The organism is Novosphingobium sp. BL-S-20 (genome assembly GCF_055521635.1).
On sequence record NZ_CM145494.1, the window covers coordinates 883,215 to 908,485 of the forward strand.

The 25,271-nt window shown below is 56.8% G+C and carries 34 protein-coding genes and 1 pseudogene; 22 read left to right on the top strand and 13 right to left on the bottom strand.

Features of this window, described 5'->3' with window-relative positions; translation table 11 throughout:
• The first annotated feature begins 155 nt into the window (after positions 1-155).
• On the top strand, positions 156-641 hold the full coding sequence (locus tag ACZ1II_RS11890; protein ID WP_465146616.1) for a hypothetical protein: 486 nt from the start codon (positions 156-158) through the stop codon (positions 639-641).
• Here ACZ1II_RS11890 and ACZ1II_RS11895 read toward each other — a convergent pair.
• Both ACZ1II_RS11895 and ACZ1II_RS11900 read right to left on the bottom strand, forming a co-directional pair.
• The gene (locus ACZ1II_RS11895; RefSeq protein ID WP_465146617.1) at positions 638-2,011 is read right to left on the bottom strand and encodes a terminase large subunit domain-containing protein; all 1,374 of its coding nucleotides are present in this window, start codon (positions 2,009-2,011) and stop codon (positions 638-640) included. The two genes, ACZ1II_RS11890 and ACZ1II_RS11895, sit on opposite strands and share 4 nt — an antisense overlap.
• On the bottom strand, positions 2,001-2,540 hold the full coding sequence (locus ACZ1II_RS11900) for a hypothetical protein (RefSeq protein WP_465146618.1): 540 nt from the start codon (positions 2,538-2,540) through the stop codon (positions 2,001-2,003). Before ACZ1II_RS11900 ends, ACZ1II_RS11895 begins: the two co-directional genes overlap by 11 nt.
• 81 nt (positions 2,541-2,621) lie before the next feature.
• On the opposite strand from ACZ1II_RS11900, the gene ACZ1II_RS11905 reads away from it, so the two are divergent.
• The 4 genes from ACZ1II_RS11905 (at position 2,622) to ACZ1II_RS11920 (ending at position 5,980) form a co-directional block, all read left to right on the top strand.
• A complete protein-coding gene (locus tag ACZ1II_RS11905) occupies positions 2,622-3,422 on the top strand; it encodes a hypothetical protein (RefSeq protein WP_465146619.1) in 801 nt (266 codons plus the stop codon).
• Positions 3,419-3,916, top strand: coding sequence for a hypothetical protein (locus tag ACZ1II_RS11910; protein WP_465146620.1), 498 nt, complete (start codon positions 3,419-3,421; stop codon positions 3,914-3,916). The genes ACZ1II_RS11905 and ACZ1II_RS11910 overlap by 4 nt, the downstream gene beginning before the upstream one ends.
• Before the next feature lie 715 nt (positions 3,917-4,631).
• Entirely contained in the window at positions 4,632-5,273 is a 642-nt protein-coding gene (locus ACZ1II_RS11915; protein WP_465146621.1) for a hypothetical protein, read from the top strand.
• Positions 5,274-5,287: 14 nt separating this feature from the next.
• A complete protein-coding gene (locus ACZ1II_RS11920) occupies positions 5,288-5,980 on the top strand; it encodes a hypothetical protein (protein ID WP_465146622.1) in 693 nt (230 codons plus the stop codon).
• Here the strand turns inward: ACZ1II_RS11920 and ACZ1II_RS11925 are convergent.
• On the bottom strand, positions 5,977-6,381 hold the full coding sequence (locus ACZ1II_RS11925) for a hypothetical protein (protein ID WP_465146623.1): 405 nt from the start codon (positions 6,379-6,381) through the stop codon (positions 5,977-5,979). The two genes, ACZ1II_RS11920 and ACZ1II_RS11925, sit on opposite strands and share 4 nt — an antisense overlap.
• A gap of 497 nt (positions 6,382-6,878) precedes the next feature.
• Here ACZ1II_RS11925 and ACZ1II_RS11930 point away from each other — a divergent pair, with 497 nt between their 5' ends.
• The gene (locus tag ACZ1II_RS11930) at positions 6,879-7,613 is read left to right on the top strand and encodes a hypothetical protein (protein WP_465146624.1); all 735 of its coding nucleotides are present in this window, start codon (positions 6,879-6,881) and stop codon (positions 7,611-7,613) included.
• Between the two features lie 113 nt (positions 7,614-7,726).
• On the opposite strand, the gene ACZ1II_RS11935 is transcribed toward ACZ1II_RS11930, so the two are convergent.
• Positions 7,727-8,410: a hypothetical protein gene (locus tag ACZ1II_RS11935; RefSeq protein WP_465146625.1), complete on the bottom strand. Its 684-nt coding sequence runs from the start codon at positions 8,408-8,410 to the stop codon at positions 7,727-7,729.
• A 47-nt stretch (positions 8,411-8,457) separates the two neighbouring features.
• Positions 8,458-9,186, bottom strand: a complete 729-nt coding sequence (locus tag ACZ1II_RS11940) for a hypothetical protein (protein WP_465146626.1) — start codon at positions 9,184-9,186, stop codon at positions 8,458-8,460.
• Positions 9,187-9,373: 187 nt separating this feature from the next.
• Between ACZ1II_RS11940 and ACZ1II_RS11945 the strand changes: the two genes are divergently transcribed.
• Positions 9,374-9,538, top strand: coding sequence for a hypothetical protein (locus ACZ1II_RS11945; protein ID WP_465146627.1), 165 nt, complete (start codon positions 9,374-9,376; stop codon positions 9,536-9,538).
• Between the two features lie 419 nt (positions 9,539-9,957).
• Here ACZ1II_RS11945 and ACZ1II_RS11950 read toward each other — a convergent pair whose 3' ends face one another.
• Positions 9,958-10,290, bottom strand: a complete 333-nt coding sequence (locus tag ACZ1II_RS11950) for a hypothetical protein (protein ID WP_465146628.1) — start codon at positions 10,288-10,290, stop codon at positions 9,958-9,960.
• The gene (locus ACZ1II_RS11955; RefSeq protein ID WP_465146629.1) at positions 10,287-10,574 is read right to left on the bottom strand and encodes a hypothetical protein; all 288 of its coding nucleotides are present in this window, start codon (positions 10,572-10,574) and stop codon (positions 10,287-10,289) included. Before ACZ1II_RS11955 ends, ACZ1II_RS11950 begins: the two co-directional genes overlap by 4 nt.
• Before the next feature lie 137 nt (positions 10,575-10,711).
• On the opposite strand from ACZ1II_RS11955, the gene ACZ1II_RS11960 reads away from it, so the two are divergent.
• Positions 10,712-11,236, top strand: coding sequence for a tyrosine-type recombinase/integrase (locus ACZ1II_RS11960; protein ID WP_465146630.1), 525 nt, complete (start codon positions 10,712-10,714; stop codon positions 11,234-11,236).
• A 94-nt stretch (positions 11,237-11,330) separates the two neighbouring features.
• Positions 11,331-11,744 (top strand): hypothetical protein, encoded by a 414-nt coding sequence (locus ACZ1II_RS11965; RefSeq protein WP_465146631.1) that lies wholly within the window; start codon positions 11,331-11,333, stop codon positions 11,742-11,744.
• Positions 11,745-11,893: 149 nt separating this feature from the next.
• Here ACZ1II_RS11965 and ACZ1II_RS11970 read toward each other — a convergent pair whose 3' ends face one another.
• Positions 11,894-12,253, bottom strand: coding sequence for a DUF2958 domain-containing protein (locus ACZ1II_RS11970; protein WP_465146632.1), 360 nt, complete (start codon positions 12,251-12,253; stop codon positions 11,894-11,896).
• A gap of 196 nt (positions 12,254-12,449) precedes the next feature.
• Between ACZ1II_RS11970 and ACZ1II_RS11975 the strand changes: the two genes are divergently transcribed.
• Positions 12,450-12,644, top strand: coding sequence for a hypothetical protein (locus ACZ1II_RS11975; RefSeq protein ID WP_465146633.1), 195 nt, complete (start codon positions 12,450-12,452; stop codon positions 12,642-12,644).
• Between the two features lie 225 nt (positions 12,645-12,869).
• Entirely contained in the window at positions 12,870-13,253 is a 384-nt protein-coding gene (locus tag ACZ1II_RS11980; RefSeq protein WP_465146634.1) for a hypothetical protein, read from the top strand.
• Positions 13,254-13,334: 81 nt separating this feature from the next.
• Here ACZ1II_RS11980 and ACZ1II_RS11985 read toward each other — a convergent pair whose 3' ends face one another.
• The 3 genes and pseudogenes from ACZ1II_RS11985 to ACZ1II_RS11995 form a co-directional block, all read right to left on the bottom strand.
• Positions 13,335-15,041 carry a recombinase family protein gene (locus tag ACZ1II_RS11985; protein ID WP_465146635.1) on the bottom strand — a complete coding sequence of 569 codons (1,707 nt, stop codon included), beginning with the start codon at positions 15,039-15,041 and terminating at the stop codon, positions 13,335-13,337.
• A 53-nt stretch (positions 15,042-15,094) separates the two neighbouring features.
• Positions 15,095-15,343, bottom strand: a pseudogene (locus tag ACZ1II_RS11990) (PA0069 family radical SAM protein); the annotation flags it as partial.
• A gap of 221 nt (positions 15,344-15,564) precedes the next feature.
• Positions 15,565-16,788: an NADP-dependent isocitrate dehydrogenase gene (locus ACZ1II_RS11995; RefSeq protein ID WP_465146636.1), complete on the bottom strand. Its 1,224-nt coding sequence runs from the start codon at positions 16,786-16,788 to the stop codon at positions 15,565-15,567.
• Between the two features lie 481 nt (positions 16,789-17,269).
• Here ACZ1II_RS11995 and ACZ1II_RS12000 point away from each other — a divergent pair, with 481 nt between their 5' ends.
• From ACZ1II_RS12000 to ACZ1II_RS12020, 5 genes are all read left to right on the top strand, one after another.
• The gene (locus ACZ1II_RS12000) at positions 17,270-18,295 is read left to right on the top strand and encodes a hypothetical protein (RefSeq protein WP_465146637.1); all 1,026 of its coding nucleotides are present in this window, start codon (positions 17,270-17,272) and stop codon (positions 18,293-18,295) included.
• Complete coding sequence (locus tag ACZ1II_RS12005) at positions 18,295-18,495, top strand: hypothetical protein (protein ID WP_465146638.1); 201 nt, start codon at positions 18,295-18,297, stop codon at positions 18,493-18,495. The genes ACZ1II_RS12000 and ACZ1II_RS12005 overlap by 1 nt, the downstream gene beginning before the upstream one ends.
• A complete protein-coding gene (locus ACZ1II_RS12010; RefSeq protein WP_465146639.1) occupies positions 18,492-18,824 on the top strand; it encodes a hypothetical protein in 333 nt (110 codons plus the stop codon). The genes ACZ1II_RS12005 and ACZ1II_RS12010 overlap by 4 nt, the downstream gene beginning before the upstream one ends.
• Positions 18,821-19,465 carry a hypothetical protein gene (locus tag ACZ1II_RS12015; protein WP_465146640.1) on the top strand — a complete coding sequence of 215 codons (645 nt, stop codon included), beginning with the start codon at positions 18,821-18,823 and terminating at the stop codon, positions 19,463-19,465. Before ACZ1II_RS12010 ends, ACZ1II_RS12015 begins: the two co-directional genes overlap by 4 nt.
• Positions 19,466-20,344: 879 nt before the next feature.
• Complete coding sequence (locus ACZ1II_RS12020) at positions 20,345-21,223, top strand: DUF6236 family protein (protein ID WP_465146641.1); 879 nt, start codon at positions 20,345-20,347, stop codon at positions 21,221-21,223.
• Positions 21,224-21,313: 90 nt separating this feature from the next.
• On the opposite strand, the gene ACZ1II_RS12025 is transcribed toward ACZ1II_RS12020, so the two are convergent.
• On the bottom strand, positions 21,314-21,925 hold the full coding sequence (locus tag ACZ1II_RS12025; protein WP_465146642.1) for an SOS response-associated peptidase: 612 nt from the start codon (positions 21,923-21,925) through the stop codon (positions 21,314-21,316).
• Positions 21,926-21,956: 31 nt separating this feature from the next.
• The gene (locus ACZ1II_RS12030; RefSeq protein WP_465146643.1) at positions 21,957-22,289 is read right to left on the bottom strand and encodes a hypothetical protein; all 333 of its coding nucleotides are present in this window, start codon (positions 22,287-22,289) and stop codon (positions 21,957-21,959) included.
• Positions 22,290-22,349: 60 nt separating this feature from the next.
• On the opposite strand from ACZ1II_RS12030, the gene ACZ1II_RS12035 reads away from it, so the two are divergent.
• From ACZ1II_RS12035 to ACZ1II_RS12060, 6 genes are all read left to right on the top strand, one after another.
• Positions 22,350-22,601, top strand: a complete 252-nt coding sequence (locus ACZ1II_RS12035) for a hypothetical protein (protein ID WP_465146644.1) — start codon at positions 22,350-22,352, stop codon at positions 22,599-22,601.
• Between the two features lie 13 nt (positions 22,602-22,614).
• Positions 22,615-22,992, top strand: coding sequence for a hypothetical protein (locus tag ACZ1II_RS12040; protein ID WP_465146645.1), 378 nt, complete (start codon positions 22,615-22,617; stop codon positions 22,990-22,992).
• 385 nt (positions 22,993-23,377) lie between these two features.
• The gene (locus ACZ1II_RS12045; protein WP_465146646.1) at positions 23,378-23,842 is read left to right on the top strand and encodes a Panacea domain-containing protein; all 465 of its coding nucleotides are present in this window, start codon (positions 23,378-23,380) and stop codon (positions 23,840-23,842) included.
• Complete coding sequence (locus ACZ1II_RS12050; RefSeq protein WP_465146647.1) at positions 23,817-24,236, top strand: hypothetical protein; 420 nt, start codon at positions 23,817-23,819, stop codon at positions 24,234-24,236. Before ACZ1II_RS12045 ends, ACZ1II_RS12050 begins: the two co-directional genes overlap by 26 nt.
• A 13-nt stretch (positions 24,237-24,249) precedes the next feature.
• Positions 24,250-24,501, top strand: a complete 252-nt coding sequence (locus ACZ1II_RS12055; RefSeq protein WP_465146648.1) for a hypothetical protein — start codon at positions 24,250-24,252, stop codon at positions 24,499-24,501.
• Between the two features lie 370 nt (positions 24,502-24,871).
• On the top strand, positions 24,872-25,180 hold the full coding sequence (locus ACZ1II_RS12060; protein ID WP_465146649.1) for a hypothetical protein: 309 nt from the start codon (positions 24,872-24,874) through the stop codon (positions 25,178-25,180).
• The last annotated feature ends 91 nt before the right edge of the window (positions 25,181-25,271 follow it).

Below are 25,271 nucleotides of genomic sequence, written 5' to 3' on the forward strand. Positions count from 1 at the left end.
TATTCATGAATAATCATGATGCGGTTCGGCACGAAGTACGCCCACGGTCTTATCTCATTTAAATAAAACGAAAACAAAGTGTAGTATGAAGCGTGTGATGATGCGTTATCCTTTTGTCGGCTTGAGTCGCCATTTAATTTAAAGATGGAGGATGTATGGACAGTCTGGAAACTAGTGAAGTTCCGGCACTCGACGAAAACGACGATGACGTAAGTATATTTGACGTCGGCATCGGTTACGACAAAAGCAAGGATGGGGGGCATGGGCCAGGTCGTAAGACGCTTCGGTGGGGGCCATTAGATTTGTCGTGGGGTGGCTGGACCACTCGCATCAATAACTTGAGAGTCGAGCTGGAAGAAATAGGCGACTATCAAACACGCTACCACTTATATTTCGAGGTTGAGAGTCCTGTCCGAGCAGACGATCGAAAGCCCTTCGACGGGGATATTAGTCTTTCAATAACCGGGCATGACGCAAACGGCGCCACTGTTCTGGCGCTGGCACACTATTGGCGTCGCGACTGCGGCCACGCTGTCGTTGATAAGGTCGAGGAAATCAAGACCGCAGCGGCTCACGCTGTGGAACTGGTTGCCAATGGCAATGCTCGTGTCTCATTCAAGCGGCGCGTAACTTGGTGTTAATGCCTGCCTAGGCTGACAACCCTGAACTTAGTTTTCGGCTTTGAACCCAGAACGTGGTTGACGCCTTGTGTGAAGGCGTCGCCACGGTCTGGAGAGTTCTTCATGTCGGGTTCCCATTCAACAAGCTGCTCCTCAAACCTAGAGGATCGGTGAAGCAAGCTGACCTTACCCAACTTACAATGCATGAAAGCTTCTTCTGCGCGGGCATACTTGCTCTTATCAGCAGTGACAGGGATCACGCGGACAGAGAATCCTGCTTCCTGCGCCATTTTGCGCAGGAGTGATGGACCGGACTTCTGGTTGTTGTCTTCAAACAGGATGAAGTCGCCGGGTTTCAGGTACTCCTTAGCCAACTCGATTACCCGACGATAACCAGCATCAAGGCTCATGAATTCCGAGAAGTCGTAGAGCATGACGACGCCCTTGGGCTTCTTGCCCATGAACTGAATGCCCCATTCGTCCTTTACACCGCCCGAGGGGTCAACACTCAGGAAACGGCGCGAACAAGTCTCAGCAAAGGGCTTGGTGCTCAGCTTCGTATCGAGCGCCATTGCCTCGATATCGTCGCGCGACCAAAGCTGGCTTTCGCCGGTCGTCCACTCGCCAAGGATTTCCTCTCGGGCCTTCGTCGTGCCCAGCTTTGCTTCCTCAGCCAATTCGGCCAGGTGCTCCTCGTCCTGATGGATGTTAGCCGTCGAAGCAGCCGTGCTGATGATGGTGTTCGGGCGAGATTCAATCGCCTTAACCCATTCCTGAGCGCGGATAGGCGAGGTTGTCAGGATCAGCTTTGTGCCGTTGACGTGCTTTTCGCGGACCGCGCGGAACAGGTTGTCGAAGGTATTTGAGTGCTTCCACTTTGTTAGCTCGTCACCCCAACCGAAGTTCAGCGAAGGACCACGGATACCCTGCGGATTATCGGCGGTCATGATGATCGCGCGGGTGCCGTTGGGCCATTCGACGCGCTTGTAGTGGGGGCGGTACTCGGGAACGCAATCGAGTGGGGCGGTAGCGATCAAGCCGCTAGTGCCTTCGATCATCGTTTCGCGCACATGGTCAACGGTAGGGCCGACTAAGATGCCGTAGCCACCGGGGAAAACGTCACGAGCAAGAAGGTTTGTGTTCGCACTGGCCGCGTGGGTTTTGCCGGCACCACGACCCATGCGCAGCATCCAGATACGCCAATTCAAATGAGGCATAATCTGGTGGTCTTCCAGCGAGAACGCGGGGTCCTGCATGACGCCGATTATGTCTTCGCGGAAATCCTCGTCCTCAGTGGCTAGCCAATCCCAAAATCCATCGACGCCACGGTAGACCGTTTCCTCACGGATGAATTTGATGAGGTCCAGATACTCAGCGAGTTTACTGGACATTGGATGCCTTGCCGCGCTTGCGCTCGGCGTCGTGAATGCGCTCCTGTAGCGAACGAGCCTTTAGAAGCTGATCCGTTCGCTTCTGGTCTTGCTGGTGGCGGCGATGGGCTTCTGCGAGGGCCGCTTGCTGCTCGTCGAATGCCTGCTTGTGGATGCGCTGCCAGATCTGGGCGCGCTGGTAATCCGACATATCGCCATAGAGGGCGAGGAAGCATTGTTGATCGAGGGTAGATCCCACGAGCGCGGCGAAAGCTTCGCGCGACATGCCCTTGTGGGCCTTCTTGAGAAGATCGGCAGTGCGGGCCAGCGGATCGGGGACGATGCCCTCGCTGTTGCGCAGCTTGTATGTTGGGACCGTCTCGCCGTCCTTCGCAGCATCCAGAACCCGCGACACTTCACCCCGAGTGGTGACGATCGAGACGCATGGGTCGCGCGTATGCGGAGGCTGACTTACGCTCTTTGGCTGAGCCTTTAGGTGTTTCGCCACCTGTTCAGAAGTTGGGGCTGGCGGTGTGTTGTTCTTTGCCATGCCGTTATTTATTGGCAGGCTACCAAACGCGACGGTTCACGTCAGAGGGTCAGAATGCTTCAATTAGATCTCGGTAGAATAATGACAGCACTGGGCCACGTTGCTTCCAGTTCTAAGCTGTTCGCGGCTTACGCGGCTTTCCTAAAGCCATACGATACCGTGCCATTCGATGAGGACGGGCGCCTTGGCTTTGGAGCGAGCGTAAAAATCCTGCGCGACACCTGCGAAGCGGCTAAATTTCGGACGGCCTACCGAGCATCAGAGCGAGTTTGGGCCACTATCCAAAGGATGCTCCCTTTCCCCGGCCCATTTCGCGTCTCTGAGTATGAGAAGTTAGGCGATGAAGCGATGAACTTCATTCAAGTGTTCTCGGATGAGCTATCGCATTTCAAAGGCCTGCTACTGGACGACGCCGCGACAGAGCGGTTTGATAAGCCATTCGATGATTTTGGCCGGGAAGTTCTGCTGAGGTTTCCGAGCGCTGAGTTTGACATCTTGGAAGCCGCACGATGCTTTGCGCTTGAACGATACACAGCAAGCGTTTTTCACGCGATGCGGATCATGGAAATTGGTTTGGAGGCGTTGAGCAATGCCCTTTCCCTCGACGTGGCCAGCAATTGGAACAACGCGCTGAACCAGATCGAGTCCGAAATCCGCAAGCGGTCCGTCAAGACGCACGGCGAGGGCTGGAAAATCGATGAGGGATTTTACTCTGAGGCTGCTGCCCATTTCCGTGTTGTAAAGAACGCTTGGCGCAATCACACGATGCACAGACGCGAACAGTTCGACCAGCAACGGGCGACCGCGGTATTGAACAGCACAATCGGCTTCATGCAGCATCTTGCGACCCGGCTGCGCGAAGTGGAGCATGAGGGGGAATGATGGTGAAGCTGACGACGATATTAATTGCTGTCGCTGGGATGGTTCCAAGCGTCGCGAGTGCTGAAACGCTGTATCTGACGTGCCAACAGGTTCGTGGGCCGGAACATACCTTCGCAGACATATATGCGAACCCAGCAGGGATGACCAAAGACCGATATCTTAAAGACCTTTGGAACAGTGACGTTAATGCGTTCACTATGGACCCTGCCCAGACGTGGATTGTGGACTTGGACGCGGGGAAGGTGACGACCCCGGAGAACACGCTGACTTATACCATTAAGGATCGCAGCCGAGCCAGCATCAACGCGAACTTCCGTAACGACGAGGGCGCAATGAAGGTCTGGTCCCTTAACCGGATCAGCGGCGAACTCAAAGCCGTCGCGCTACTTCCTCAAAGCTGGCAGGAGTCGTGGAAACAGGCGCATGGCAAAGCTTTTCCATACTACTGGTCATGGACATACCGCTGTACCTCGTCAGCCAAACCTAAAATGTAGAGTTCAGTTTAGAGTGCTGCGCAGAGTGAACCGGACTCAAAAATCACGGTCGTGTGTCGTAGCGGGTAACACCTGCGATCCACTCGCAATAACGAGGCTCTGTAGGGTGCCCCCAAGGGTTCGTGACCTGTCAACCAATCAATGGACTTGACTGCGGTTTTTCTGCTGTTTTGGCTATTACCTTGAGTGACGCATCTTCACTATCACACGATAGCATCAGGATACCAAATCGCAACACCATAGTAGGACAGGTATGGTTTTGCTAGATTGTCCATACCTTGGTGCGAACCGTGCTGAAATTATTTCCTCAAGAGCAAAGATATATCTTTTATTGCTGACAGTCTGAGTGTAACTATGAATTGTCGGAGAGCGATTACCTGATAGCGACCCAAACATGCTAGAGAGCATGAAAGATAGGTTGACAGGTAGTGTTCTCCAAGAGTCTCACTCAGAGTGAGCGATCCAGAGTGCCGGGCAGGGTAGACGGGATGATAAGAGAAAAGGTGACATAACGGTGACTTTTCTCTTGATTGTCTGAAAATCAGGAATGGCTCATTGCTGTTGTAAAGCTTCACAACAGTCTGCCCTTGATGCCTATTAGCCCACACCACATGCCGCATCACATCATAGGCGAACGGCTCACTACATACGGCTTCGCGTTTCCAATTGCCGTGGTGCCTGCCTTGTAATAAAGCTCACGCATACGGGGGCTTACATGGCAATCAATTGGTTTGAAGGTGGTCGTAGGATCACACAACTGCTTCAGGGTATCGTTTATCTTGGTGGTGCTGGGTATGTCTTACTCGGTGGCTCTACCGACTATGTGACGTTCGAGAGCAGTAATCCTGATCGCGAATGGACATACACACAGAAACCCTGTAACTATCCTGACCATAGCCAATATATCACTGATGGTATTAACATCGGTAAAGTCAAAGACGTAGAGCTTTGCTTTAGAGAAGTTAAGGGCGGACTTCTTTATGAGTTCGCGGGTTATCAGGAAGATGGCAATAAGCCTATTCCCGCATCTGCTTTATTGCCCGGTGCTCGTCGTGATCCCAATAAGACCCCCACTTACCACATGACAGACGGATACTCTCAAGAGGGTACTGGTTACATGAATGCTCGTAAAGAGGCGTTCAGGGTTAGCAATGCCGCTTATGAGGATGCCAGAGCGAACCAGTGGAAGAAGCGTTGGATTGCTGGCTGGGATCGCTTCGTGGAGGCTTTGCCGTGGGTTCTGGGTATTGCCTTCGGCTTCTGGGTGATCTCGTGCGTGATCGGCTGGATTGTGCGTGGGTTCGCTGGCGTTCCCGCTGGACAGGACTTTAAGCCCAAGAAGGTTGGTCAGGACTAATGGAGGGCGGTTCTTTGGCCGATTGGGTTTCTGGCATCGGATCGATGCTGGCCGTGTTTGTCGCGCTCTTTGGGTATTTCCTCGTCGAATGGCAGCGGAGGAAAGATGCGCGAGAAAAGATACAGGGGCAAATCTATCAAATCGGGTTCAAGCTTTCGACGTTCGCCAGTGAGGCACGAACAACGATGCGTGATCTCAATTCCAAGGGACTGCCTCTGGACAAGCTGCTCGCGCAGGAAGACCCGCAAATCATCATCGGCACTCAGGCTCCTGTGCTGGGGTATGACCGGACGATGGTTCGCGACTTATCGGACGAGGAGCAGAACCTGTTGATGCTCATGCGGGAAGAGGAGTTCCTGATGAACTTCTCGGAATGCGTGGCGCGAAATGAGTCCGTGCGCAGTTCGTTCGTGGATTATGGTCGGAGGCGCGAAGAGATTCTTGAGCGGCTTCCTAAGGTGGCCGCATTCAAGGGCCAGGCCGGTTCCTACGATATTTCTCGTGAGGAATTTACGGCTCTCATGCCCTACATGGTCCCCGCGTCATTCCTTGTGCGTCAGGCCCGGTATCTGGCTCATCTGAACGTAGAGATGATTACCAAGCTCTGCGACGATTTCATGCCGATGATGAAGCGCCACTATCCCAAGCTACACGTCCATAAGATCGAACTGATCGAACTGCCGCCGGGATCGAAGATCGGGCTTTAGTAGCCTCTGATCCTCCAGAGTTCGCTCCTCAGCTTGCGCACGTCCTCGCGGGCTTTCCTGCGTTCTTCCCTGAGGTTCTTGTTCTCGACCTGTAGCCTCTTCATCGCCTTGCAGATGCGCTTGTTCGTGCTGTTCACGTCGCAGATGTCGTTGCGCAATTCCGCTACAGTTTCGGCCAAACCAATCACGGCATCTGCGAGTTGTGACATTTGCTTTGGTAGAACCTCAGTCAGTCGCACTCGATCAATCGCTATGTTGGTTTCATGGTCCTTGCGAAGCTTTCCAGCACTGTAGGCGGTAATGCCCATCCTTTGTGCGATCTTGTTATTGCTCAGTCCCTCTGCGGCTAGTTCCGCAAAGGTAGTCCTGATCTCATCGTTGATTAGAGTCTTCTTCGCCATGGTGTCTCCCTTGTCCATTTAATTATCAGGAGACTGCCATTCTTTGGATGACGCGATAGTTTCTCGAACGCATAAACTGCTGGAAGGAGAGCAGTTATGTATGAGCGTTTCAGGAACTACCGTAGCACTGAGGTTGTAGCCATTGTGACTGCTGCGCTTGCTTGTCTCTACGCACTAGGCGGCATCTAAGCTTCACTCGTATTGATGCGTAAAAGGCCGGAGGGTTCTCCGGCCTTTTCTGTCTTTCTGTTGCTTAAACGGGCAATGCTCCCTGACGGCGTTGCCGCTCCCGCGTTAACTCTGTCGGCCGATATTCACCAATCGGGAGCAGCCTACCAGAGCAGCAACAGCCTGAACGATCCCGCGACAGCACGGACCTATGAATCTCCTTCGACTAGGAAGGAACGCGACAAGCCTTATTGCTCGATATTTAGCGGATTAGCAGTGGGTTAACGCCTGCGGCCTAGGACTGCCACTCTGAGTGAAAGGGGTGGGAAGTGACGACCACGTTTAAGATTTCCGATACGCAGACGCTTGACCAGATCGAGTTTGCGGCCTTCTTCGACACCATCAAGGGCAGGACAGATATCTGGCTTGAGGCGGAGGAGCGGAAGCCTGTTCGCATCATGCTTCTCAACGACAGCATCGTGGAGTTCCCCAAGGAATCGTGGGTTCAGACGCGAATTGGCGCACAGAAGGTTGATTGGCAGGATCACCTCGACAATGAGCTTCACGGACTGATTTCAACGCCGCACGCTCTGTTCGTTATATTTGACGACGACGCAGATGGGGCGTTGTTCGCGCAGCATATTGAGCAGCATTCGACCAAAGCAACGACGTTCTTCGATCTACCGGCGCAGTCCATGCCATCCGGCGATCCTCAGGCCCTACATGACTGGATCACCGCGAATGCGAAAGATCGCGTTATGGTGTGGCTAACTTGGGGTTCAGTCGAGGTGGACAGCGGAAACCCCGAAGCAGAGAACCCGATGTATTACCTCCGCTGGAATGAGGATGAAGAAACTCGTCTTCTTGGGACTTACGACCCCAATGATCCGAACGCTTATCCGGCTCATAGACACTACAGCATTCCCTATTCGGCGTATCAGCTTCACAGCGGGGATATGTTCTGCCGAGTGATGTTCCGCGATACGAACGACGCGATGCTGTTCAGGCTGTCATGGCTGAATGCCACTCGGAGTGAGCAGCCAGAGAAGAACCCGCTTCTTTGAACATAAAAGCCCGGTAGACCATGGTTGCGACCATCTACCGGGCTACAGTGCGACCTGCTGCGCTGACTATCGTATTGCCGTAGCGCTGCTATAGCAATATGTTTCTTAGAGTGCTACTTAGACAGCATAAGCTTGATATGAGTGGCTACTCTGCTGTCAGGGATTACTAGCTGAGGATAGCACGCCATATGGAGAGTATCATCCTCATCATCTTCTCTAAACTCGGTTACTCGCTCCCAAGAGTGGTCCTTATCATTATCGATGAGATACCTGACAACTTCGGACTTCTGGAGCAAACGCAGCGACCAGCTATATTCAAGCCAAGCCTCTAGTTGGACGACTAGTTTGCCTTTGGCTTGTGCTTTTGATGAAAGCACATCGTGATAATGCTGTTGCTCCGGGATAAAACTGAAATCCGGGAATTCCTTTTCGGCCAACATGGTGACGGCTTTGTCGCCCATCGCGACGAGGCGATCCCAATCTATTTCCGCCCGGATTTCTTCATGATCGAGGAGGGCAATGCTTAGGTCCATGTCGGCATGAGCGTCATCGTATGGCTTTATTACTAGGCGAAATGATGTGTCCTTAAATTCATTCGTGTTATCGCGAGTAAAGTGCGTAGGTAGAGGTCGATGATATTCTGCGACCTCCCATGCGGGATCAGTTATGTCCTCACACACTAATTTCATCTGGGTCATTAGTTCAGGGACGAGCGATTGATGCTCGTAATTGAAAATGTCGAATGCGTGTTCAGCGAAAGGGCTGAGGCGCGTCGTTTCAATAAGCGTCTGTGTCATGAGGGTTCTTGTTTCACTGATAAGAATTTAGAGAAGGCTTCGGGACTTTATGACTGCTCTTGTCCCGGTAAAGGTTTGAGCGTCACCTGCTCATCTGAACCGTTGGGATGCTCACTCATGAGCCGCTCCATTTCGGCTAGGGTTTCTGCTGGGATTTCGTCTTCTGTGTCGGGCTCCACACCCTCATGCGTCCGGTAGGGTTGTGAGGGGTCGAGGTATGGGAATGCGGCCCAACCGCGAGGCTGATCGGAATTGCCCATAAGCTGGACGATATAGCCGTCCATCGCCATTCCGTTGTCGTCGGGCGTCCACCAAAACTTGCTGAGGTCTTCGGGCGGCTCTGCGTTCAGGAGGAATTCTGCGATCTTGAGCAGCCGCAAATCCGTGCTGTCCTCGTCGATCCAAGTTTGGACCGTCTTGAGGCCGTCAGGGTAGAGCACCGGCCTGCCGTGCTGCGCATAGTAGCGTTCCTGGGCCACAAGGAACTTGAGGTCGCGAATCTCGTCGCTGGACATGCCCGACCATTCAAGCAGGCGTTCCATGTTCCTGCTGAGCAAGCCGCCTTCAGACCATTTCGCGGCAAATTGGCAGTTGTGGCAATTGTATACCACCCCATCGGCGTCCCACTTGATCCCGGCGCGGGTTCGGCGCTCGTTTGGCCGGACGTGATGGCCGCGATGAGAGCAGCAAACCGGAACAAGGTTCTGCCAGCCACTCGGAGTGGTGCGGCCTAGTCGGAGGTTCCGCGAAAGCGCGTCGTAGACGATATTGGTCATGCCCTCCGATTACGGCGCGATGCCTAACGTGCGGTAAAGGCTAGTCGTTTAGCCGACGGGCAAGGGATCGTAGGCTTCGGCTTTGTGCCTGAGCTTCTTTGACCTTCGGAGGTTGGCGGCTGCGGTTACAAGGCACGCAACTGACCACGAGGTTATCTGGGCTGTTGTTCTGATTATCCCAATCCAGATGGTCCACATCGACATCGCCCCATTCAAGCTGGATTTCGCACCAGTGGCATTTCTGTGGACCCGGCCCGTGCTTGTCGTAAGCAACCATGCGGTGCTGAAGAACTATGCCGCTGCTCATCGAAATCGGATGATCGGGAGCCCAGCCTTGGAGATAGCCATCTGACCGCGTTGTCCATTTGCTGGGTGACAGGATCGGTCGCAAAGTCCCGTTCGCAATGCGAGCGGCGCGGTTAGCCCGCATGTTCCTGTTGTAGCAGGTGTAACAGAGGTTTCGGACCCTGTTGCGGACCTTGCCCATACAACCATTGGTGAGGCAGTTTGGTGTTTCTTTCGTCTCCATCCAGTAGTTAGCTGGACAGGCAGGTCATCCAAATGCGAGTTTGAACCAAGCGGCTGCTTTGGGATCGACGAACCGGGCTTCTGTGTGAAGAACCACGCGCTTACCGTCTTCGCTTACTGAGCAAACATGGTTGGCGATCACAAAGTGACCCATTCGCTGGATTCGCTTGCCCCAACAGCACAAGCGTTCAACATCTGCGCGACTGGGGTTAACGGTCGTCACGTTTATGGTCGTCAGAAGGCTCACGCTACACCTCTCGCCAAAGCTTTCGCGGCTTCGACCACCGCCGTGCGGGTCTTCGTTGCCTTGCGCAGCGTGAAATAGGGTTCAGTCAGGAAGAAGCGTGGGGGTAGGTCGTTCACGTTGATGTGAGCAACCGCCTGTGCTGCCGCGCGACCGCTGACCGCGTGAATGTCGGCCTTGCTGATCGCGTCCAACTCGTATTCTTCCGCGAGGGCGACGAGCGCCTTTGTGGCAGCGGCTTCGCTGAGTTCGGCCATGTAGGTTTCGAGGTCGTGCCTGTTGTGCGTCAGGAATGCTGCGCGGGCTTCAAGGAACGTCTGGACGAGGCTCATTCGGCACCTCCGAGATTGCCAGCGTATTTGGCTTCAAACCAGAGAGCTTCGCCTGCGCTTGCGAAGCATAGGAGCCAGTTGCCGCCGGGGCACTTCGACAGCCAATAGTCGCTTCCCCATGTCAGGGCGCGGTTGATGAACCAATTGTCGAATAGCTCGTTGGCTTTCGCTGCTTCATCCTGAATGTAGTATTCCACGACAGTGCGGCCATCTACGGTGGTGTAGGTGTGCTTCTTGTCGATGGTGGCAGCAAGGCGCGTCGTGATATCAAAACTGTTAGCCATGGTGTCTCCAAGTAAAACGCTTTGCTCTACTTAGTAGTCAACGGCTCGTCGCTTTTCTGGAGATCAGGTGCGGTTTTGGTAGGAATGAGATTCAGGAGACTACACAAACAGGTTGTAACGCAGAAATGGAGTTGAATATGCGCGCACCTGTTATAACCGAAGATGACTTCGCAAAGCTGTTCGCATTTGCTGACCAGATGGAGCGCCCCGAAATGTATCGGCTGATGCTGCTCCTCACTAAGAAGCTTGGCCTGCGCCCGATGGAACTTGCCGGGATGGAAAGCACTTGGTTTGTCGGTCAGGAATTGCGCATCCCGCTTGGTCACTCTAAGCGCAAGCAGGGACGTTCGTTGCCCGTTGATAGTGAAATCCTACAAGCCCTGCGTGACCATATGGGAAACAAGTGGGGGAGGGTGTTCCTCAACGCAAAGGGTGATGCGTTTACCGCCGATGGAATTAGCGTTGCTATCCGGCGCATCTACAAACTCGCAGGAGTTCAGGGTTCCTGCTACTCGGGACGCCGCACGATGGCCACCAAGCTCGTTGATAGCAAAGTCAACATCCTTGTCGTTCAGGGCATTCTCGGACATAGCAGCCCGGAAACCACGATGAAGTATGTGGGCGTAACCGATACCATGATGCGCAACGCACTGTTTGGCTAAGTTGTAAAAAACTGGTTGCTCTGGCAATCAGGTGAATACATTAACTCAGAAGTCGGCAGCGCAGTGCTGCGCAAGTTAGCAAGGAGACGGTAAGATGGCACTGGATTGGAAGAAGGCAGTTAAGCCCGCAAGCGCAGTTGAAGGTTTCAGCAAGGCCAACGCCCGCACCCCGAAGACCGCATCTGAGGTGGTCGCAGCGGCCATCGAAAAGCAGATCGAACTGTTCAACAAGCCCAAGGAAGAGGGACGCCGCTGGTTTGAGGTCAAGGGCGACAACGTAGGGTTCAGCATCCGCTACGCTAACAGCCCGCTCAAGCTGGTGGGCGACGAAACGCAGGTTGTTGTGCCTAAGGCGCAGTTCGTAGAGGTCTTGGAAGCGATCAAGGCCGATGTGGTGAAGGGCAGCTTCAAAGCGCAGCTTGACCAAGGCGAGGCAAAGGTGCGCAGCCGCACTGCTTCGATGGCCGCAAAGCGCGCAGGGAAGGGCAAGGACGAGAAGATCGTCTAACACCTCACTCCGAGTGACAAAGCAGCCCCGGCAGAGATGCTGGGGCTTTTTTGTGGGCGTCGTATGGGCGAAAAAGAACCCGCCGAGTGTAACAATCTCGACGGGCTCCCGTTTTATTGGAGAGCAACACCGAAGTGTTGCCCCTCTATTTATGCCCTTATGCGCCCCGCAGAGCGCGCGTCAGCAGCGTATCCGCTTAGGGGCTTGTCGGATCGGAAGTGTAGGTCTTCCTCTACGCTGAGCCCTCCCGGCCCCTTGATCTCTGCCAGCTCGTCCAGCGAGATATATCCGAGTTCCGGTGTGCCGAACCCCAGGTCGGAAAGTCCGAACGCTAGGCCGTCCCCATCGCACTCTGTAATGAGGAAGGTCGCAGCGCCCCAAGGGACGAAAAGCTTCGCGACCGGCTCGAAGTCGATTTCGCGCCCGGTGCCCTTTTTGTCCTGCTGATCCTTGTAGTTTTGAAGCAGCTTGATGCGCGTCTCAGGACGCAGCAATTTGACCCATTCCATTAGGCACATTCCTTTCTGATTGAAGTGCCCAAGGACATACGAAGTCAACTGGTGGAGAAATCAACCAGAAAATAGATGCGCAATAGTGCTGTAGAACGGTGCGGTTTTGGACTTCCAGAAACCATACCTGTCAACGCCAAAGAGTGGCTGATTTCCTTCCTGACTGACAACATACAGTTGGGGAAGGAGACGACTAATGCTGCTTAACACTACCGAACTTGGCGCACTCGCAGATCACCTCATCACCGTAATCGACTGCTCTGAGGAATACGAAGAGGACTGCTTTGCGATCACGTTCAACGGTGTGCGCTGCTATGTCGAACGCTACCGAGATGCGTTCCGTGTAGAGGTTGGTCACGAGGACGATGTAGTGGAATTACCGCGTCACTGATGCCCTGTAAGGGTCTCTGAGAACCAAGGCGCCCCGGCAGCAATGCTGGGGCGTCCTGCCATTGCCTGCTTTGTCCAGCGTTCTGAGGGCTTTGCCTGATTACGTTCTATTAAGTTGTCCCGGCTAGTCAGTCCCCAGCCACGGCAATCTCCTGAGCGGCAAGATCGGACACCCGGTCCGTGAAGGAGAATTGAAATGGCAAATTGGTGTGAAAATAGTGTTGGATTGACTGCCCCCACGGCTGAGTTGGCTGAAAAGCTTCACAAAGCGGTGGTGAATGAAGCTGTGCCGAGCATGTTTTCGAACATGCCGAGCGAAGGCGACATTGGGGGCAAAGGTCTTCATCGCGGCGACGTGGATGGGACTGAAGTTACCCTTGAGTTCATGAGCAGGAACGAGCCGCCTATCGAGTTTTATCGCTACTTGCGAAAGAACGGATGGGGGGTGAATGCTTGCTACTGTGAACCAAATTGGCAGTTCTATGGGTATTTCGAGAATGGCGTTCACACTCGTGTCGAGTATGAGCGTGTGTCTCAAATGTCCTCGGACATCTTCGACCAGTTCGGGTTCCTCTTCAACGAAGATGATCTGAACAACGAAGAGGGTTAATCCGCTCTATTAAGCAGCTTTTGGGAGCCCTTGTGATTTCGGTCGCAAGGGCTCTTTCGATTCCGGTCGATTTAATACCGCTTACACGCTCTCGGTCTTTTTCTGGAGCAATGGATTGAGGCCCCCGATAATACGAGCAGGAGCACTTGCCCGAACCGGATCGGCAGTGTCGCGTCCCTCTGGTCGCGGATCAAGCGTCACCATATTGCCGTCCGCGTCTGGCAGTCGGATTGGTTGAAGCATTCGGAGCGCATCAGCTACGCCGATCAAGTCGCCATGCTTGCCCAGCTTCACGTTGAAATGGCCCTCAAGCATGACGATGGTTGCGCTACGGTCGGTGGGGTCCATGAGGATCGTGTCGATCAATTGGTCGAGGTAGCTTTGTACCTTCTGCCGCGTCTCAGCATCGTCCATGTTGTCGCGCAGCTTTTGAACCTCCTGCGCAATCTGACTAGGATTAAGCTGGGACTCCTTGTGGTCACTAGCTTGCTCCATCGCTTTCAGCGCGACCATGTCCTCCTTTAGGCTGGCCTTGGCACGTTCGTAAGCTGCGGCCAGAAATTCGTCGTCCGAGTTGAATACCCGGTCTGCCTGCTTTTCAATGCGAGCGCGTTTGGCCGCGATCTCTGCGCGGGCAAGAGCGATCTTACCTGCTGCGGTGTTTTCGACCGGCTTCGTGATTCGTGCTGCTAGGGGCAGGACGTGTTCGAGGATGCCGTTCAGAATGTCCGTGTAACGATAGCTTGCGTTACAGCCGCATCCTCGGCCCCGAACGAAGCTGCTACAGACCATCTGAGTTGGTCCGCGCTTTTGGGGTCGCATGGTCAGCTTGCTACCACAGGGGACGTTTTCGCCGGGATTGATGTAGGTACACCGCGCAAGGTGCGAGAGCACGTTTGCGGCTTTCGCGCGTGGGCCTCCGGTTGAGGTTCGGCTTTTTACCGCATCCTGAACGCGATGAAACAGGTCGATAGGCACCACGCCGGGGTATAGATTAACAGCCGGTCCAGCTTCGGCACGGTCATTGGCACCAACGCGAGTTTTCGGCTGATATTCTCCGATCACTCGACGATCTTTGAAGAGGATCGAGACAGTCCGAATATCCCATCGTCTCGTGGGCCAGCCATGCTGTTCATGCTGCTCATTGGCGTATGCCGCGATAGCTTTGTAACCGTTCCCATCAAGGCTCATCTGGAAGCAGTGACGGATCACATCTGCGCGAGATTCAATCGGCGTGAACTGGCCGTCGATGACTTCCATCCAAGCTGGGCAAAGTCTGGGATCGGCCTTGCCTTCCTTGGTGCTGCCAGCATCCTGGGTTTTGCGCCAAGCGCTTCGGACGCGATCAGCTTTAAGCTTGCTGCTATCATGGGCTTCACCAGCGCGGGCCAATGGGACGAGGAGGTTGCCCCAATTCGCATTGATGCGCTCAACATCATAAAGCTGCCCCGAACCTGCCTCGAAAATGGTCAGGCCGCGCTTACACAGGTCTACCAGTAGGTTGAGGCTTTCCATAGGAGCCTGACGACTGAGACGGTCCATGGCTTCAACGACCAGCACCTTGCCAGCGAGTTCACCGCGTATGGCGCGCTCTTCAATTTCCCGAAGCTTTCCCCGTTCAGCGCGGTTGCGACCATGGTAGGCCGACTTCCCGGCTTCAACGAACTCTTCGATAATCTCCCAGCCTCGCTGCCTACACGCAGCGCGGTTGAGGTCGAGTTGTCGATTGAGTGAGTCGCCGTCGTCCTGATTTCGGGTCGACCAGCGCACGTAGATAATAGCGTCCAAAAGTGCCTCCAAACATGGGCTTAGAGGCTATTTGTTGCCAATTCCTTTTACGTGCAACCGTTGAGGGGCTGGTCGCAGCCGCGATAGGCGTTGATCGAGCGGTCGAAGGGAATGTCGGGGGACGTGTTGAACGAGAGGATCGAGCGGGGGTGTTCTTCTGTCACCGTGGTTGCGGGATGGCGGGCAGGGCCGTCGATGTCCTCTATCGCATCCAGCCAGTCGCCGTCCGCCTCCCGCTGGGGGAGGTTGAAGCGTTTGCTCGCCTGGCCGCTAACGGCGCCTCTGCCCTTGTGGATTCGCATCCGTCGAGAATGAACAAAAAGAGAACAACTGGCAAGATGGGTATGCGGTTGGGCATCCGGAACGGAAATGAGCATCTTGGGCGCTTCGGGCTTTCGCTGGCCGTTTGGTGAATTCTTTTCGCCTTGTCGGCCTGGTCTCGCGAAACACGCTCACAAACAAAAGACCCCCCGCCTTGCGGCGGAGGGTCTTCTTCGAACTCAGTTCCAATCAGGCGAAGGGCTTAGGCCCAGCTTGCCATCTTGGTTTCGAGGTTCTTGACGATTTCCTCGAAGAACTGCTCGGTGGTCATCCAGTTCTGGTCCGGACCGATCAGCAGTGCGAGGTCCTTGGTCATCTTGCCGCTTTCGACGGTTTCGATGCAGACCTGTTCCAGCGTCTCGGCGAACTTCACCACTTCCGGCGTCTCGTCGAACTTGCCGCGATAGGCGATGCCGCGCGTCCAGGCGAAGATCGAGGCGATCGGGTTGGTCGAGGTCGCCTTGCCCTGCTGGTGCTGGCGGTAGTGACGGGTCACGGTGCCGTGGGCGGCTTCCGCTTCGACGGTCTTGCCGTCGGGCGAGAGCAGGACCGAGGTCATCAGGCCGAGCGAGCCGAAGCCCTGGGCAACGGTGTCCGACTGCACGTCGCCGTCGTAGTTCTTGCAAGCCCAGACGAACTTGCCCGACCACTTGAGCGCCGAGGCGACCATGTCGTCGATCAGGCGGTGTTCGTAGACGATCTTGGCTTCGGCGAACTTTTCCTTGAAGCCTTCGGTGTCGAACACTTCCTGGAACAGGTCCTTGAAGCGGCCGTCATAGGCCTTGAGGATCGTGTTCTTCGTCGAGAGGTAGACCGGCCAGCCGAGGTTGAGGCCGTAGTTGAACGAGGCGCGGGCGAAGTCGCGGATCGATTCGTCGAGGTTGTACATCGCCATGGCGACGCCCGGAGCCGGGAAGTCGAACACGTCGAGGTCGATCTTCTCACCGCTCTCGCCGTCCCACACCAGGCGCAGCTTGCCGGGGCCGGGGATCAGGGTGTCGGTGGCCTTGTACTGGTCGCCGAAAGCGTGGCGGCCGACGACGATCGGGTCGGTCCAGCCCGGAACCAGGCGGGGCACGTTCGAGATCACGATCGGCTCGCGGAAGACGACGCCGCCGAGGATGTTGCGGATCGTGCCGTTGGGCGACTTCCACATCTTCTTGAGGTCGAATTCGGTGACGCGGGCTTCGTCGGGGGTGATCGTCGCGCACTTCACGGCAACGCCATGTTCCTTGGTGGCGTTGGCGGCGTCGATGGTGATCTGGTCGCCGGTCTCGTCGCGCTTCTGGACCGAGAGGTCGTAGTACTTCAGATCGATGTCGAGGTAGGGGAGGATCAGCCGTTCACGGATCCATTCCCAGATGATCCGCGTCATTTCATCGCCGTCCATCTCGACGATGGGATTCTTGACCTTGATTTTTGCCATTCCGGAAAACTCCCCTGGAGATGAGAATTGGGGGTCTCTTAGGCAGGCGTAGTGCGGCTGGCAAGGCGAGACAGGGGCGCGCCGCCCGCTTTGCATGGAGGCGGAGTTGCACCGCTTGCATGGACGTCTGCAAGGCTCGCGGGGCTTTGTGGCCCGATTGTATCGATGTGCTGCCGGCCCCGGCTATCTGACCGTTGTGGCGGCAGGCCGAAAAGAGAAAGCCCCGCTAAGTCAAAGACTTGCGGGGCTCTCGAATGGTGGGCGTAGCAAGGATTGAACTTGCGACCCCTACGATGTCAACGCAGTGCATCGTCAGGGGAATGGCGGAAGACCGTGGGTTTGCCGCTCATGGCAATGAGAACGGAACTCGAACAAACCGGGTTTCTGCGCCAAGTTCACGCAAGTTTCACGCAAAAATTAGGGTGATTCGAATCGATAGGATCGAACCCGCGACACCCTTCATTTCCGGCGAGGTGTCGGCATGACAGACCAGCCGAAGATCAGCTCGGCGCAGAGCGCTGCGGCATCAGCCGGGGAGGACTTCCTCCAGCAGCTCCGTAGGGTGAATGGCGAGCGCTGGAAGGCGTGGGCACAATCCGATGGGCCAGACCCTCTCTTCATGTCGAACGAGTTCGGCGGGGAAGCGGGCGAGGTGCAGAACATCGTCAAGAAGCTGGTCCGGGAGGAGCGCGGCTGGAAGGGGAGCAGGGCCACTGTCGCCCAGCTCGGCGACGAGATCGCCGATTGCATCATCTGCCTCGACAGCCTGGCGCGCGCTTACGGTCTCCACCTGCCGGAAATCATTTCCGCCAAGTTCAACGCTACGAGCATGGCCAATGGTTTCGAGCACCGGCTGGGCGTCGATGACGTTCCCCGCCGCAAGTGCGGCATGTGCGACGACACCGGGTACAAGGACTATCCCGGCTTCGCCATGGACCCCTGCGACCACCAGACCGCCCCGGCTGCAGAAACTGAGAAGCTGTCGCCCGCGGACCCGGCTGCGTTGGAAAAATCGATCGTGTCGGTGGACGAGTTCATGGAAAGCGACGACAGCCACATGCTGACGCCCGAGCATGGTGAATCGATCATGCTGTGCATACAGGAACTGAAGCGGCTGCGTTCGCTCCCCACCCTAGGCAATCCCGAAAGGGCGGTCGAAGCGCCCGAGGGATTTCAGCCGGACGACAACGGCTTCTCTGATGCCGAATGCATCGCTATTGGCCTCGAAAGCCATGCGAGGGACAAGGATCGCGCGGGGCTTCCGGCCTCAGCCGGCATGTACCGCAGAGGCGCTGAGTTGCTGCGGATCGCAGAGAAGGCATTCTCCGCCGCGTCTGTGGAGGATGGAAAAGAAGTGGCGGCAAAGGCCCGCAGCGACGCCGAGGCGATCCTCGGCCGCCTGCGAGCTGGTGGGTACCGCGCGAGCATCGCCAACGTCGAAAAGCTGGCGAAACACGTCCTCAAGCTCACTGCCCCGGTTGCGGCCCCAGCCAAGGAGGCAGAGTGATGCGAGATTTCGATAAGCGCTGGCGCGAAATGGAGCGTCGTGGAGACCGCATCCGCCGTGTCGCTGCCGCCGTCATGCTTCTGACCTGGTTCGGGTTCGGGGCCTGCATCGTGGGCGGGGTGTACTTGGTGCTCCACCCGGAAACGATCGGGAATTATGCGGGTCGCATCGTCAGTGGTTTCGAGGAGGCCAGCCGATGAAGCTGCTCGTCAATGGCGCGGTTCTACTCTCGAAGCGCGAGTTCGGAGACCTCCTCGAATATTCCACCACACTACCGACCGGCACGACGCCGGGGAAGGCATGGAAGGCTCGGCGGCCATGGCATGCGCCCAAGGGAAAGGCAGAGTGGTGGAGGGGCGTTTACGGCACCCCGTACCCTGAAGGCCACCAGCATCACGGGCAGATCCCGATCGGCTGGCGCCGCATCGTCGTCGAGGGGCAAGCGCACCACTTCCCCGCTGACGTCACGGTTCCGCATCCTCCAATGCGCGGCCTCCTTGCAACCAGTTGCGCGGGAGCGGAGGCGTGAGCGGGTCGGCAGCAGAGCGCGAGATCCGCGACTACGCCGCCGCTCGCCTGCGGCAGATGATGCCCGGGGCGCGGATCATCCACGAACTGGTGGTGGGCGGGTGCCGCGCCGACCTGGCCGCCGTCCAGCCGGACCGGCTCACCCTGGTCGAGATCAAGTCCCGCAAGGACACGCTGAAGCGGCTGGAGGAGCAGGTGCGGCAGTTCGGCCGCGCCGCGCACGAGGTCATCGTCGTAGCGGACGAGAAGTGGTTCGACACCGCGCCCTATAGCAACGGCAACCCTCGCTTCGTGCCTTCCGATGCGTTGCACCAGGCAGGCGCCAACGTCACGATTTGGGCTTACCCGGAAAGCGCGGCGAGGCCGAACTACAGCGCTTGGTCGATCCCTCGCTGGTGGAGCACCCACGCCGAACCCCACGCGGCCCGGCTGCTGGAGATCTGCTGGCGGGAGGAGCTGCTTGCCGAGTGCAGGCGGCACCGCATCGCCGCGACGGGCCGCACGAACATGCCGACCATGATCCGTGACATGTCCTTGCTGATGACGGGGCGGGAGATCGCGCAGGCGGTGTGCCGCCAACTCCGCATGCGCTCGTTCCCTGTGGCTGACGCGCCCATTTTCGAGGAAAGGAGCGCGGCATGACCGGCTATGTGTCCCCCATCCCGGCAGCTGTCCAGCCGAACTACCGACGCCGGGTCGACGGTGACGCCGTCAGGGAGCGGCTTCACCTATGGCCTCGACATGAAGGCGGTATAGATTCCTGCAACCCGATATGCTGCCGGGAATGCGAGCGAGAGCGGACTTGGAAAAAGGGGCAGACTCGCGGGTTATGATCCAGCCGCATACGGAAGGATAACCGGGTCTATTGACACGACTGACACCGGATGATGGCCGTTCGAGCGCCCGCAAGCGCTAGATGTGCTTTTCTAAGCTGTGGGAAGTTTGGTCCAACCCGCTCCATAATGAGCAGAATCAGGTTATGACTAAGCCTCGTCCGACAAGAGCCTGCAAGCTCAAAATCGGACGAGGCTTAGTTAGCTGATACGAAGCTGGTGTGCCCCGAGGTCGCTATTTCCAAGTCCGCGTATGATTCAGGCGCGTGCTGCGGGTCAAGGGGAGCATCGGCAGATTCTGCAAAGGATATGTTGATATGAGCAAAAGCAGCAAAGACACTTCCCCGAAGGTATCATCCCTCGCGTCCGGTGTACTATCCGGAAGGGTAAAGCCAACACCTGCCCAGGTGAAGACGCTCGCAGCGTCGGCCCTATCGCAGGATCCCATTAAGGGAAACGGTCCAAAGCGTAAGTAAAGCGAGAGGGGCCTCGGCTGGGGCCCCTCTTCTCGATGCACTGGTCCACTTGCGAGAGCGGGCGCGAGGAGGGATTTATGAGCAAGTATTGGCCCAGCGGTCGTAGACGAGGCTGGAGTGACGCAGGAGGCAGCTTGCAGCCGCCAGCTTTTAGGTGGGCTGGGGCAGGAGCGGGGGCTAACCATTTCAACGCTCCGTTGGAGCTGGTACGCTTGGAGCTATCTCCTCGCCTCAAAGACGGAGAGCGAGGGGCCATCATATACCCGCATAATCGCCCTCTGATCGAAGGGGAGCTGCTCTCAGCGAAAGATGTGGGCTTCGATCCGGACGTGATACGGGCAACGCTCTTCTTTTTCGACAGGCTCGATTACCCTAAAAATTCGATCATTCACGTTGGCCCCGAGAAGCCGGAGGGGCTCGAGGATTGGCCGAAGCTCCAGCATAGTCGACTTGTCATGAATGGGATGGTCGAACAGGAGGTCTTCGACCGCGCTCTCCGCGATACTTTTGATGCTCACAGCAAGCGCGAACCTGGGCGATGGATGTTGGCGCGAGGAACCGATACTGTTGGGTTCCCGCCATCAGCGCTAGTCGACCAAGCAGCTTTTCAGATGAAGCTAATTAATGCGCTGCCCTTGCCGGATCGTAGCGTATCCTATGATGAAGTCCTTTCGTACAAAGAGAGGCGTGCGGCGGAGTTGCGGAACCTTCGTCACCACATTGAAGAGTTGGCCTTAAAGGTCGGAAAATCTGGGTTCGGTGGCCTAGAGGAGCAAATTGAGTGGGAGCGCTTTCAGGGCGCGCTTACCGACCATGCGAAGGCGATTAGGGAAGCGAACTTCTTCAAGCGAAACTTCAATTTGGATATTAAATTCAATTGGACGGAGCTTATCAAAAATATCCCTCAGAATGCGCTATTTGGCGGGGCTGGGCATCTCACGCTGGGCCTTTCGGTACCAGTCGCAGCCGTCGCGGCGGGAGCTAATGCGATTCGCTCGGCGGTCACTTTTGAGTCGACTGCTGGCCTAAAATTCAACGCCGAGAATCCAACTCCATTTGAGTATGTTTTCCGAGCTGAAGGCGAGCTATAGCGCCGCTTTCCTTGTAAGCGTTGCTGCGGCACGAGGGCTAGTCATCGCCAGCGGCCGTGCCCCAGTTCGTAATATGCAGGATGTCATCCATCACGCTTTGCGCGTGAACCACGGCAAATCAGTACGGTCGATAGCAAGCGGGCCACCCCAAGTCCGGCACAGAGCAAAGGCTTCGTCCGGCGTCCCGTCGGTCCACGTCGCCCAGTCTGCCTCCGCGAGTATCGTCGGCATGCGGTCGTGGACGTCGGCCATCTGCTCGCAGCCATCGACCATGACCATGGAGTAGGCGTTGCTCCACTCATCGGTCGGCCGCCAGATCCCGGCGACGGCGAACAGCTCCTGGTCGGGCAGGGAGTACCAGGTGCGCGTCATGGTCCCAGCCGCACCCTCGGCCTCTGCCCAGGCGCTGACCGGGATCAGGCAGCGCCGATCGCGGAAGCTGTCCCGCCACATCGGATTACCGCGCAGCTTGTCGTCCCGGGCATTGTTCGTCGCGGTGGGCTTCAGGGGTTTACCGGTCTTCTTGCTCACGGCGTGGCGGGGGAAGCCCCATGTCATGGCGCGCACCTCGCCCTCGGCGATCACAAGCCCGGTGTATTTCGGATAGACCTCGGCGGCAAAGTTAGGTGCCCCGGCGCTCCTGGCGCGGAACAGGGCCGCCACTGCATCAGCGGGTTTCGTCATCCGGTAGAGGTTGCACACGCCCGAATGCTGCGCTTGGCGGGCGCCAACGTCAACCGTCGCCTGGAGGGGGATATTTCCGCCGCCCTGCGATGACGAAGGGCGAATTGTAGCTGTCGAGGGCTGTGTGGTCCGCCAGCTCGATGTCGGCGAATGCCGAGCGGAACCGGTGGGCGTCTTCCGTGGTGCGGAAGTAGTAGGCAATGGTCCTGCAACCCTGCTCTGGACCGCCATGCTCGGCGTAATCGCCGCGCCTCATGTGGGTCATCAGCCAGTCGTGGATTCGCATATAATTTACGACCGCAATATCCTTTTCATAGAAGAGGATGCGGACGGGGAAGGCTCGATCGTCGACCTTCCGCTGGGGTGTGCTGCGTCTAACCATGATGCGAACATATAGAGAACATGCTACAGCGAGTCATTCGATTCGTATGAGGGCCACCCCATGGCAAACGACCAATTGACGCTCCCCCTGACTGATGAGGACCTGCTCAGGCTGGCCCGGCACCGGTACGCGCAGGCCGACAGGGAAGAGGCGACGAACGACGATTACGTCCAGCTCGTGGACATCTTCCCCGCCGTGCTCCGGCGGCTTGAGGAGAAGGTGGAGATAACCCGCGACCTGGTCTGCGTCGAAGAGATCGATCTGAACGATCCGGCTGCGTGGCAACGCCTGATAGCCGCGTCGGCCAAGTAGGAGCGAAACCGCTATGAGCGAAGCACCAAACAGCACCCCCGACGATCTCAGGCGCGAGATCACGCGCATTCTCGGCGGGAAGGGTATGTCGAGCGACTTCGGCCATGGCGCCGACTACAGGGCCTTCACCCCAGCGGCGCCTGACAGCCGCCTGCGACCCGCGGGCCGGACGGCTACGCCAGCCGAGCGAGGGCCTTTCGGCCGCTGGCTGCTGATGCAGGCCGAGCGCGGCGGGCTCGTTGGTGATCTGGCCAAGGGCGCCATGGCAGATCGCGGCTTCCCGCGCGACGGCGATCCCGAGGCGGTGCGCAAGCGCCTGAGCATGCTCCAGGCGGACGGCGACATGTTCGAGGCCCTCGACGAGGCCGAACTGGACTGGCTCGCGCTGTGAGCGCTGCCGTCCGCTTATACCCGCTCGAAGGCTTTCTGCTGAACTCAGGGCACTGTGGCGCACCCAGCGAGGACCGAATGTCTCTCTGCCTGCTTCAGAAAGGACACGAAGGCGAGCACGAGCTGGTATGCTGGGAAGGCTTTCGCGTCCGGTCGCCTTGGAATGATGGTATAACCGTCCCATTCCGCGGCTTTGCGGGGTGATGGAATCGCGAAAATCGGCCTTTCTGTCGTGACGCAGAATCAGATCGACGCAAATGGAGCGGGCGATGTCAATAAGAACGTTGCGGTAATCTTTTGGACTGCATATATGCGCGAAGCAGATGTTGGCAATTTGCCACATCAGGCCGACGAAAGTTGGCCGGGGTGTAATAGAAGGGTTCGACATGGCTGATGCTCGCATCGTCGCGAATCGCTTCCTTGAGCTCGCAAGAGAGCAGGGGCGGTCGCTGACCCCCATGCAGGTTCTAAAGCTCGTTTACATCGCACACGGATGGATGCTCGGCCTGAACGATAGGCCGCTGATAAACCAGCCGGTCGAGGCGTGGCAGTACGGGCCCGTGGTGCGCGACGTCTATAACGGCGTGCGCCAGTTTGGACGCGATTACGTCACCAGTGATCTCCTGGCCCCTCCGGGGCAATTGGAGCCGCTGGAAGACAACATGGTTCAGCAGGTCTTCGACTTGTACGGAAAGATGGATGGTATTCAGCTTTCGAATATCACCCATATGCCGAACACACCTTGGGCCCAGATGTATCGTCATGGGTCCTTCGGTATTCGAATTCCTGACCCGATGATCGCTGAGCACTACAAAAGACTGTCGCGTGAACGATCCGGGGTCGTTGCCTGAAATAAGCGGCGAGCCGCCGCCGAAGAAAATCCCCGGATTGCCTGCTACCGAGATCGCGGCAGCAGTCGAGGGGGTTTCTCTTCAAAAGGCAATCGCAGAGGTAGATTCTCTCTCGCGTGGTGAAACGCCAGAGCAGCTCGAGCGCGACGCACAACGGAAAGAGCACAGCCGCAATCAGCGCTTCCGGGACCACTTCGAGTGGATCGCGATATTCGCGCTCTGGATTGCCGCGACCTCTATCACGCTGGTGGGTGCGACATGGCTTTGGCACATGGCTGGACCGGAGAAGTGGCGATGGCTCAAGGGCGAGGATGTGTCCCATCTGCAAAGCATCATGACCGCGGGCTTGTTGGTTGGCGTCATTGGGCAGCACTTCAAAAAGCGCATGAGTTAACGCAGGGGAACCTATGGGAACGCTTTTCTTCACCGATGGGATGCACCCTTCAGACAATCACGACAGCGAAGGCGAAAGCCGACAGGTGGAAATCTATCGCCCCTCGGGTGAGGAGCACCTCGTGCTACGGATCGGCAATCCCGGCGACCAACATACGGCGTCGGGGCCTGCGGTGCAGCTGGACGAGGCCGGGGCAAGAGAATTGCTCGATGGGCTCGTAAGGGGAATGCACTATCTGGGCTTCAAGACAGACGGAATCGTTTAGTTGGCACAGCGCTAACGAAAAGAGGCCGCCCCCCGCAAAAGGGACGACCTCTAACTCGGTGGAACCGGGGGTGGTACTCCGCCGAACCACGGGATTAACATGTCGCAAGGGCGGTTGTTCCCACCTTTCTCCGTGATACCTTCCACTTGGCTGCGTCAAACCCGGCGGAGAAGCTATCGAACGCTGCCAGAGATCCGCCCCTCGTTGGGATATGGCTGAATGCTATTAGGGAGGGGGAGGTGATCCGCTTTGAACTGTGGCCGATTCGCTAAATTACAAAATTTTCACCGCACGCAGATTTGCATAACGATCGCTGGTGCGAAAGATTAGCTCCCGATCCGAATCAATCGGATATAGTGGAGTAAAGGTATTGTTAAGCAAAAAATTAGTTGCGTCGCTGATGGGTCTCGCTGCACTCTCGCTGTCCACACCTGCGTTCGCTGTTTACACGCCGCCGGTTTACGGTGATACGACGGGAACTCGCGAAAACGTCGCAGAACTGGCGCGCATGAGCTGCGAGGGGGATGCCTACGAAGGGTTGGGATACTCGTCTTACGGCGAATGCTACAACGACATCGTGTCTATGTATAACCCCGGAGGCGGCGCGCCGGGCAGTGGTGATGCCGTTGCCTTCTGTAACGCCTTCACTGCTCGTTTCGGCATCGCCTGCCACGTTTAACATGAGCGTGGCGCGCGGCCATAATCGCGCGGTTGGTGGGGGTTATAGGTGGCCCCCACCTTACCTCTCGGCGCGGGCCCGGGAAGATGGT

Bases quoted from the DNA above. Each gene is read 5' to 3' on its own strand.
- ACZ1II_RS11935 (WP_465146625.1), bottom strand. From the start codon at position 8,410: ATGACACAGACGCTTATTGAAACGACGCGCCTCAGCCCTTTCGCTGAA.
- ACZ1II_RS11965 (WP_465146631.1), top strand. From the start codon at position 11,331: ATGGCACTGGATTGGAAGAAGGCAGTTAAGCCCGCAAGCGCAGTTGAA.
- ACZ1II_RS12055 (WP_465146648.1), top strand. From the start codon at position 24,250: ATGGGAACGCTTTTCTTCACCGATGGGATGCACCCTTCAGACAATCAC.
- ACZ1II_RS11905 (WP_465146619.1), top strand. From the start codon at position 2,622: ATGACAGCACTGGGCCACGTTGCTTCCAGTTCTAAGCTGTTCGCGGCT.
- ACZ1II_RS11940 (WP_465146626.1), bottom strand. From the start codon at position 9,186: ATGACCAATATCGTCTACGACGCGCTTTCGCGGAACCTCCGACTAGGC.
- ACZ1II_RS11895 (WP_465146617.1), bottom strand. From the start codon at position 2,011: ATGTCCAGTAAACTCGCTGAGTATCTGGACCTCATCAAATTCATCCGT.
- ACZ1II_RS11945 (WP_465146627.1), top strand. From the start codon at position 9,374: ATGGTCCACATCGACATCGCCCCATTCAAGCTGGATTTCGCACCAGTG.
- ACZ1II_RS12010 (WP_465146639.1), top strand. From the start codon at position 18,492: ATGAAGCTGCTCGTCAATGGCGCGGTTCTACTCTCGAAGCGCGAGTTC.
- ACZ1II_RS12000 (WP_465146637.1), top strand. From the start codon at position 17,270: ATGACAGACCAGCCGAAGATCAGCTCGGCGCAGAGCGCTGCGGCATCA.
- ACZ1II_RS11995 (WP_465146636.1), bottom strand. From the start codon at position 16,788: ATGGCAAAAATCAAGGTCAAGAATCCCATCGTCGAGATGGACGGCGAT.
- ACZ1II_RS11925 (WP_465146623.1), bottom strand. From the start codon at position 6,381: ATGGCGAAGAAGACTCTAATCAACGATGAGATCAGGACTACCTTTGCG.
- ACZ1II_RS12030 (WP_465146643.1), bottom strand. From the start codon at position 22,289: ATGGTTAGACGCAGCACACCCCAGCGGAAGGTCGACGATCGAGCCTTC.
- ACZ1II_RS11950 (WP_465146628.1), bottom strand. From the start codon at position 10,290: ATGAGCCTCGTCCAGACGTTCCTTGAAGCCCGCGCAGCATTCCTGACG.
- ACZ1II_RS11955 (WP_465146629.1), bottom strand. From the start codon at position 10,574: ATGGCTAACAGTTTTGATATCACGACGCGCCTTGCTGCCACCATCGAC.
- ACZ1II_RS12035 (WP_465146644.1), top strand. From the start codon at position 22,350: ATGGCAAACGACCAATTGACGCTCCCCCTGACTGATGAGGACCTGCTC.
- ACZ1II_RS11915 (WP_465146621.1), top strand. From the start codon at position 4,632: ATGGCAATCAATTGGTTTGAAGGTGGTCGTAGGATCACACAACTGCTT.
- ACZ1II_RS11910 (WP_465146620.1), top strand. From the start codon at position 3,419: ATGATGGTGAAGCTGACGACGATATTAATTGCTGTCGCTGGGATGGTT.
- ACZ1II_RS11975 (WP_465146633.1), top strand. From the start codon at position 12,450: ATGCTGCTTAACACTACCGAACTTGGCGCACTCGCAGATCACCTCATC.
- ACZ1II_RS11970 (WP_465146632.1), bottom strand. From the start codon at position 12,253: ATGGAATGGGTCAAATTGCTGCGTCCTGAGACGCGCATCAAGCTGCTT.
- ACZ1II_RS12040 (WP_465146645.1), top strand. From the start codon at position 22,615: ATGAGCGAAGCACCAAACAGCACCCCCGACGATCTCAGGCGCGAGATC.
- ACZ1II_RS12045 (WP_465146646.1), top strand. From the start codon at position 23,378: ATGGCTGATGCTCGCATCGTCGCGAATCGCTTCCTTGAGCTCGCAAGA.
- ACZ1II_RS11960 (WP_465146630.1), top strand. From the start codon at position 10,712: ATGCGCGCACCTGTTATAACCGAAGATGACTTCGCAAAGCTGTTCGCA.
- ACZ1II_RS11890 (WP_465146616.1), top strand. From the start codon at position 156: ATGGACAGTCTGGAAACTAGTGAAGTTCCGGCACTCGACGAAAACGAC.
- ACZ1II_RS11900 (WP_465146618.1), bottom strand. From the start codon at position 2,540: ATGGCAAAGAACAACACACCGCCAGCCCCAACTTCTGAACAGGTGGCG.
- ACZ1II_RS12005 (WP_465146638.1), top strand. From the start codon at position 18,295: ATGCGAGATTTCGATAAGCGCTGGCGCGAAATGGAGCGTCGTGGAGAC.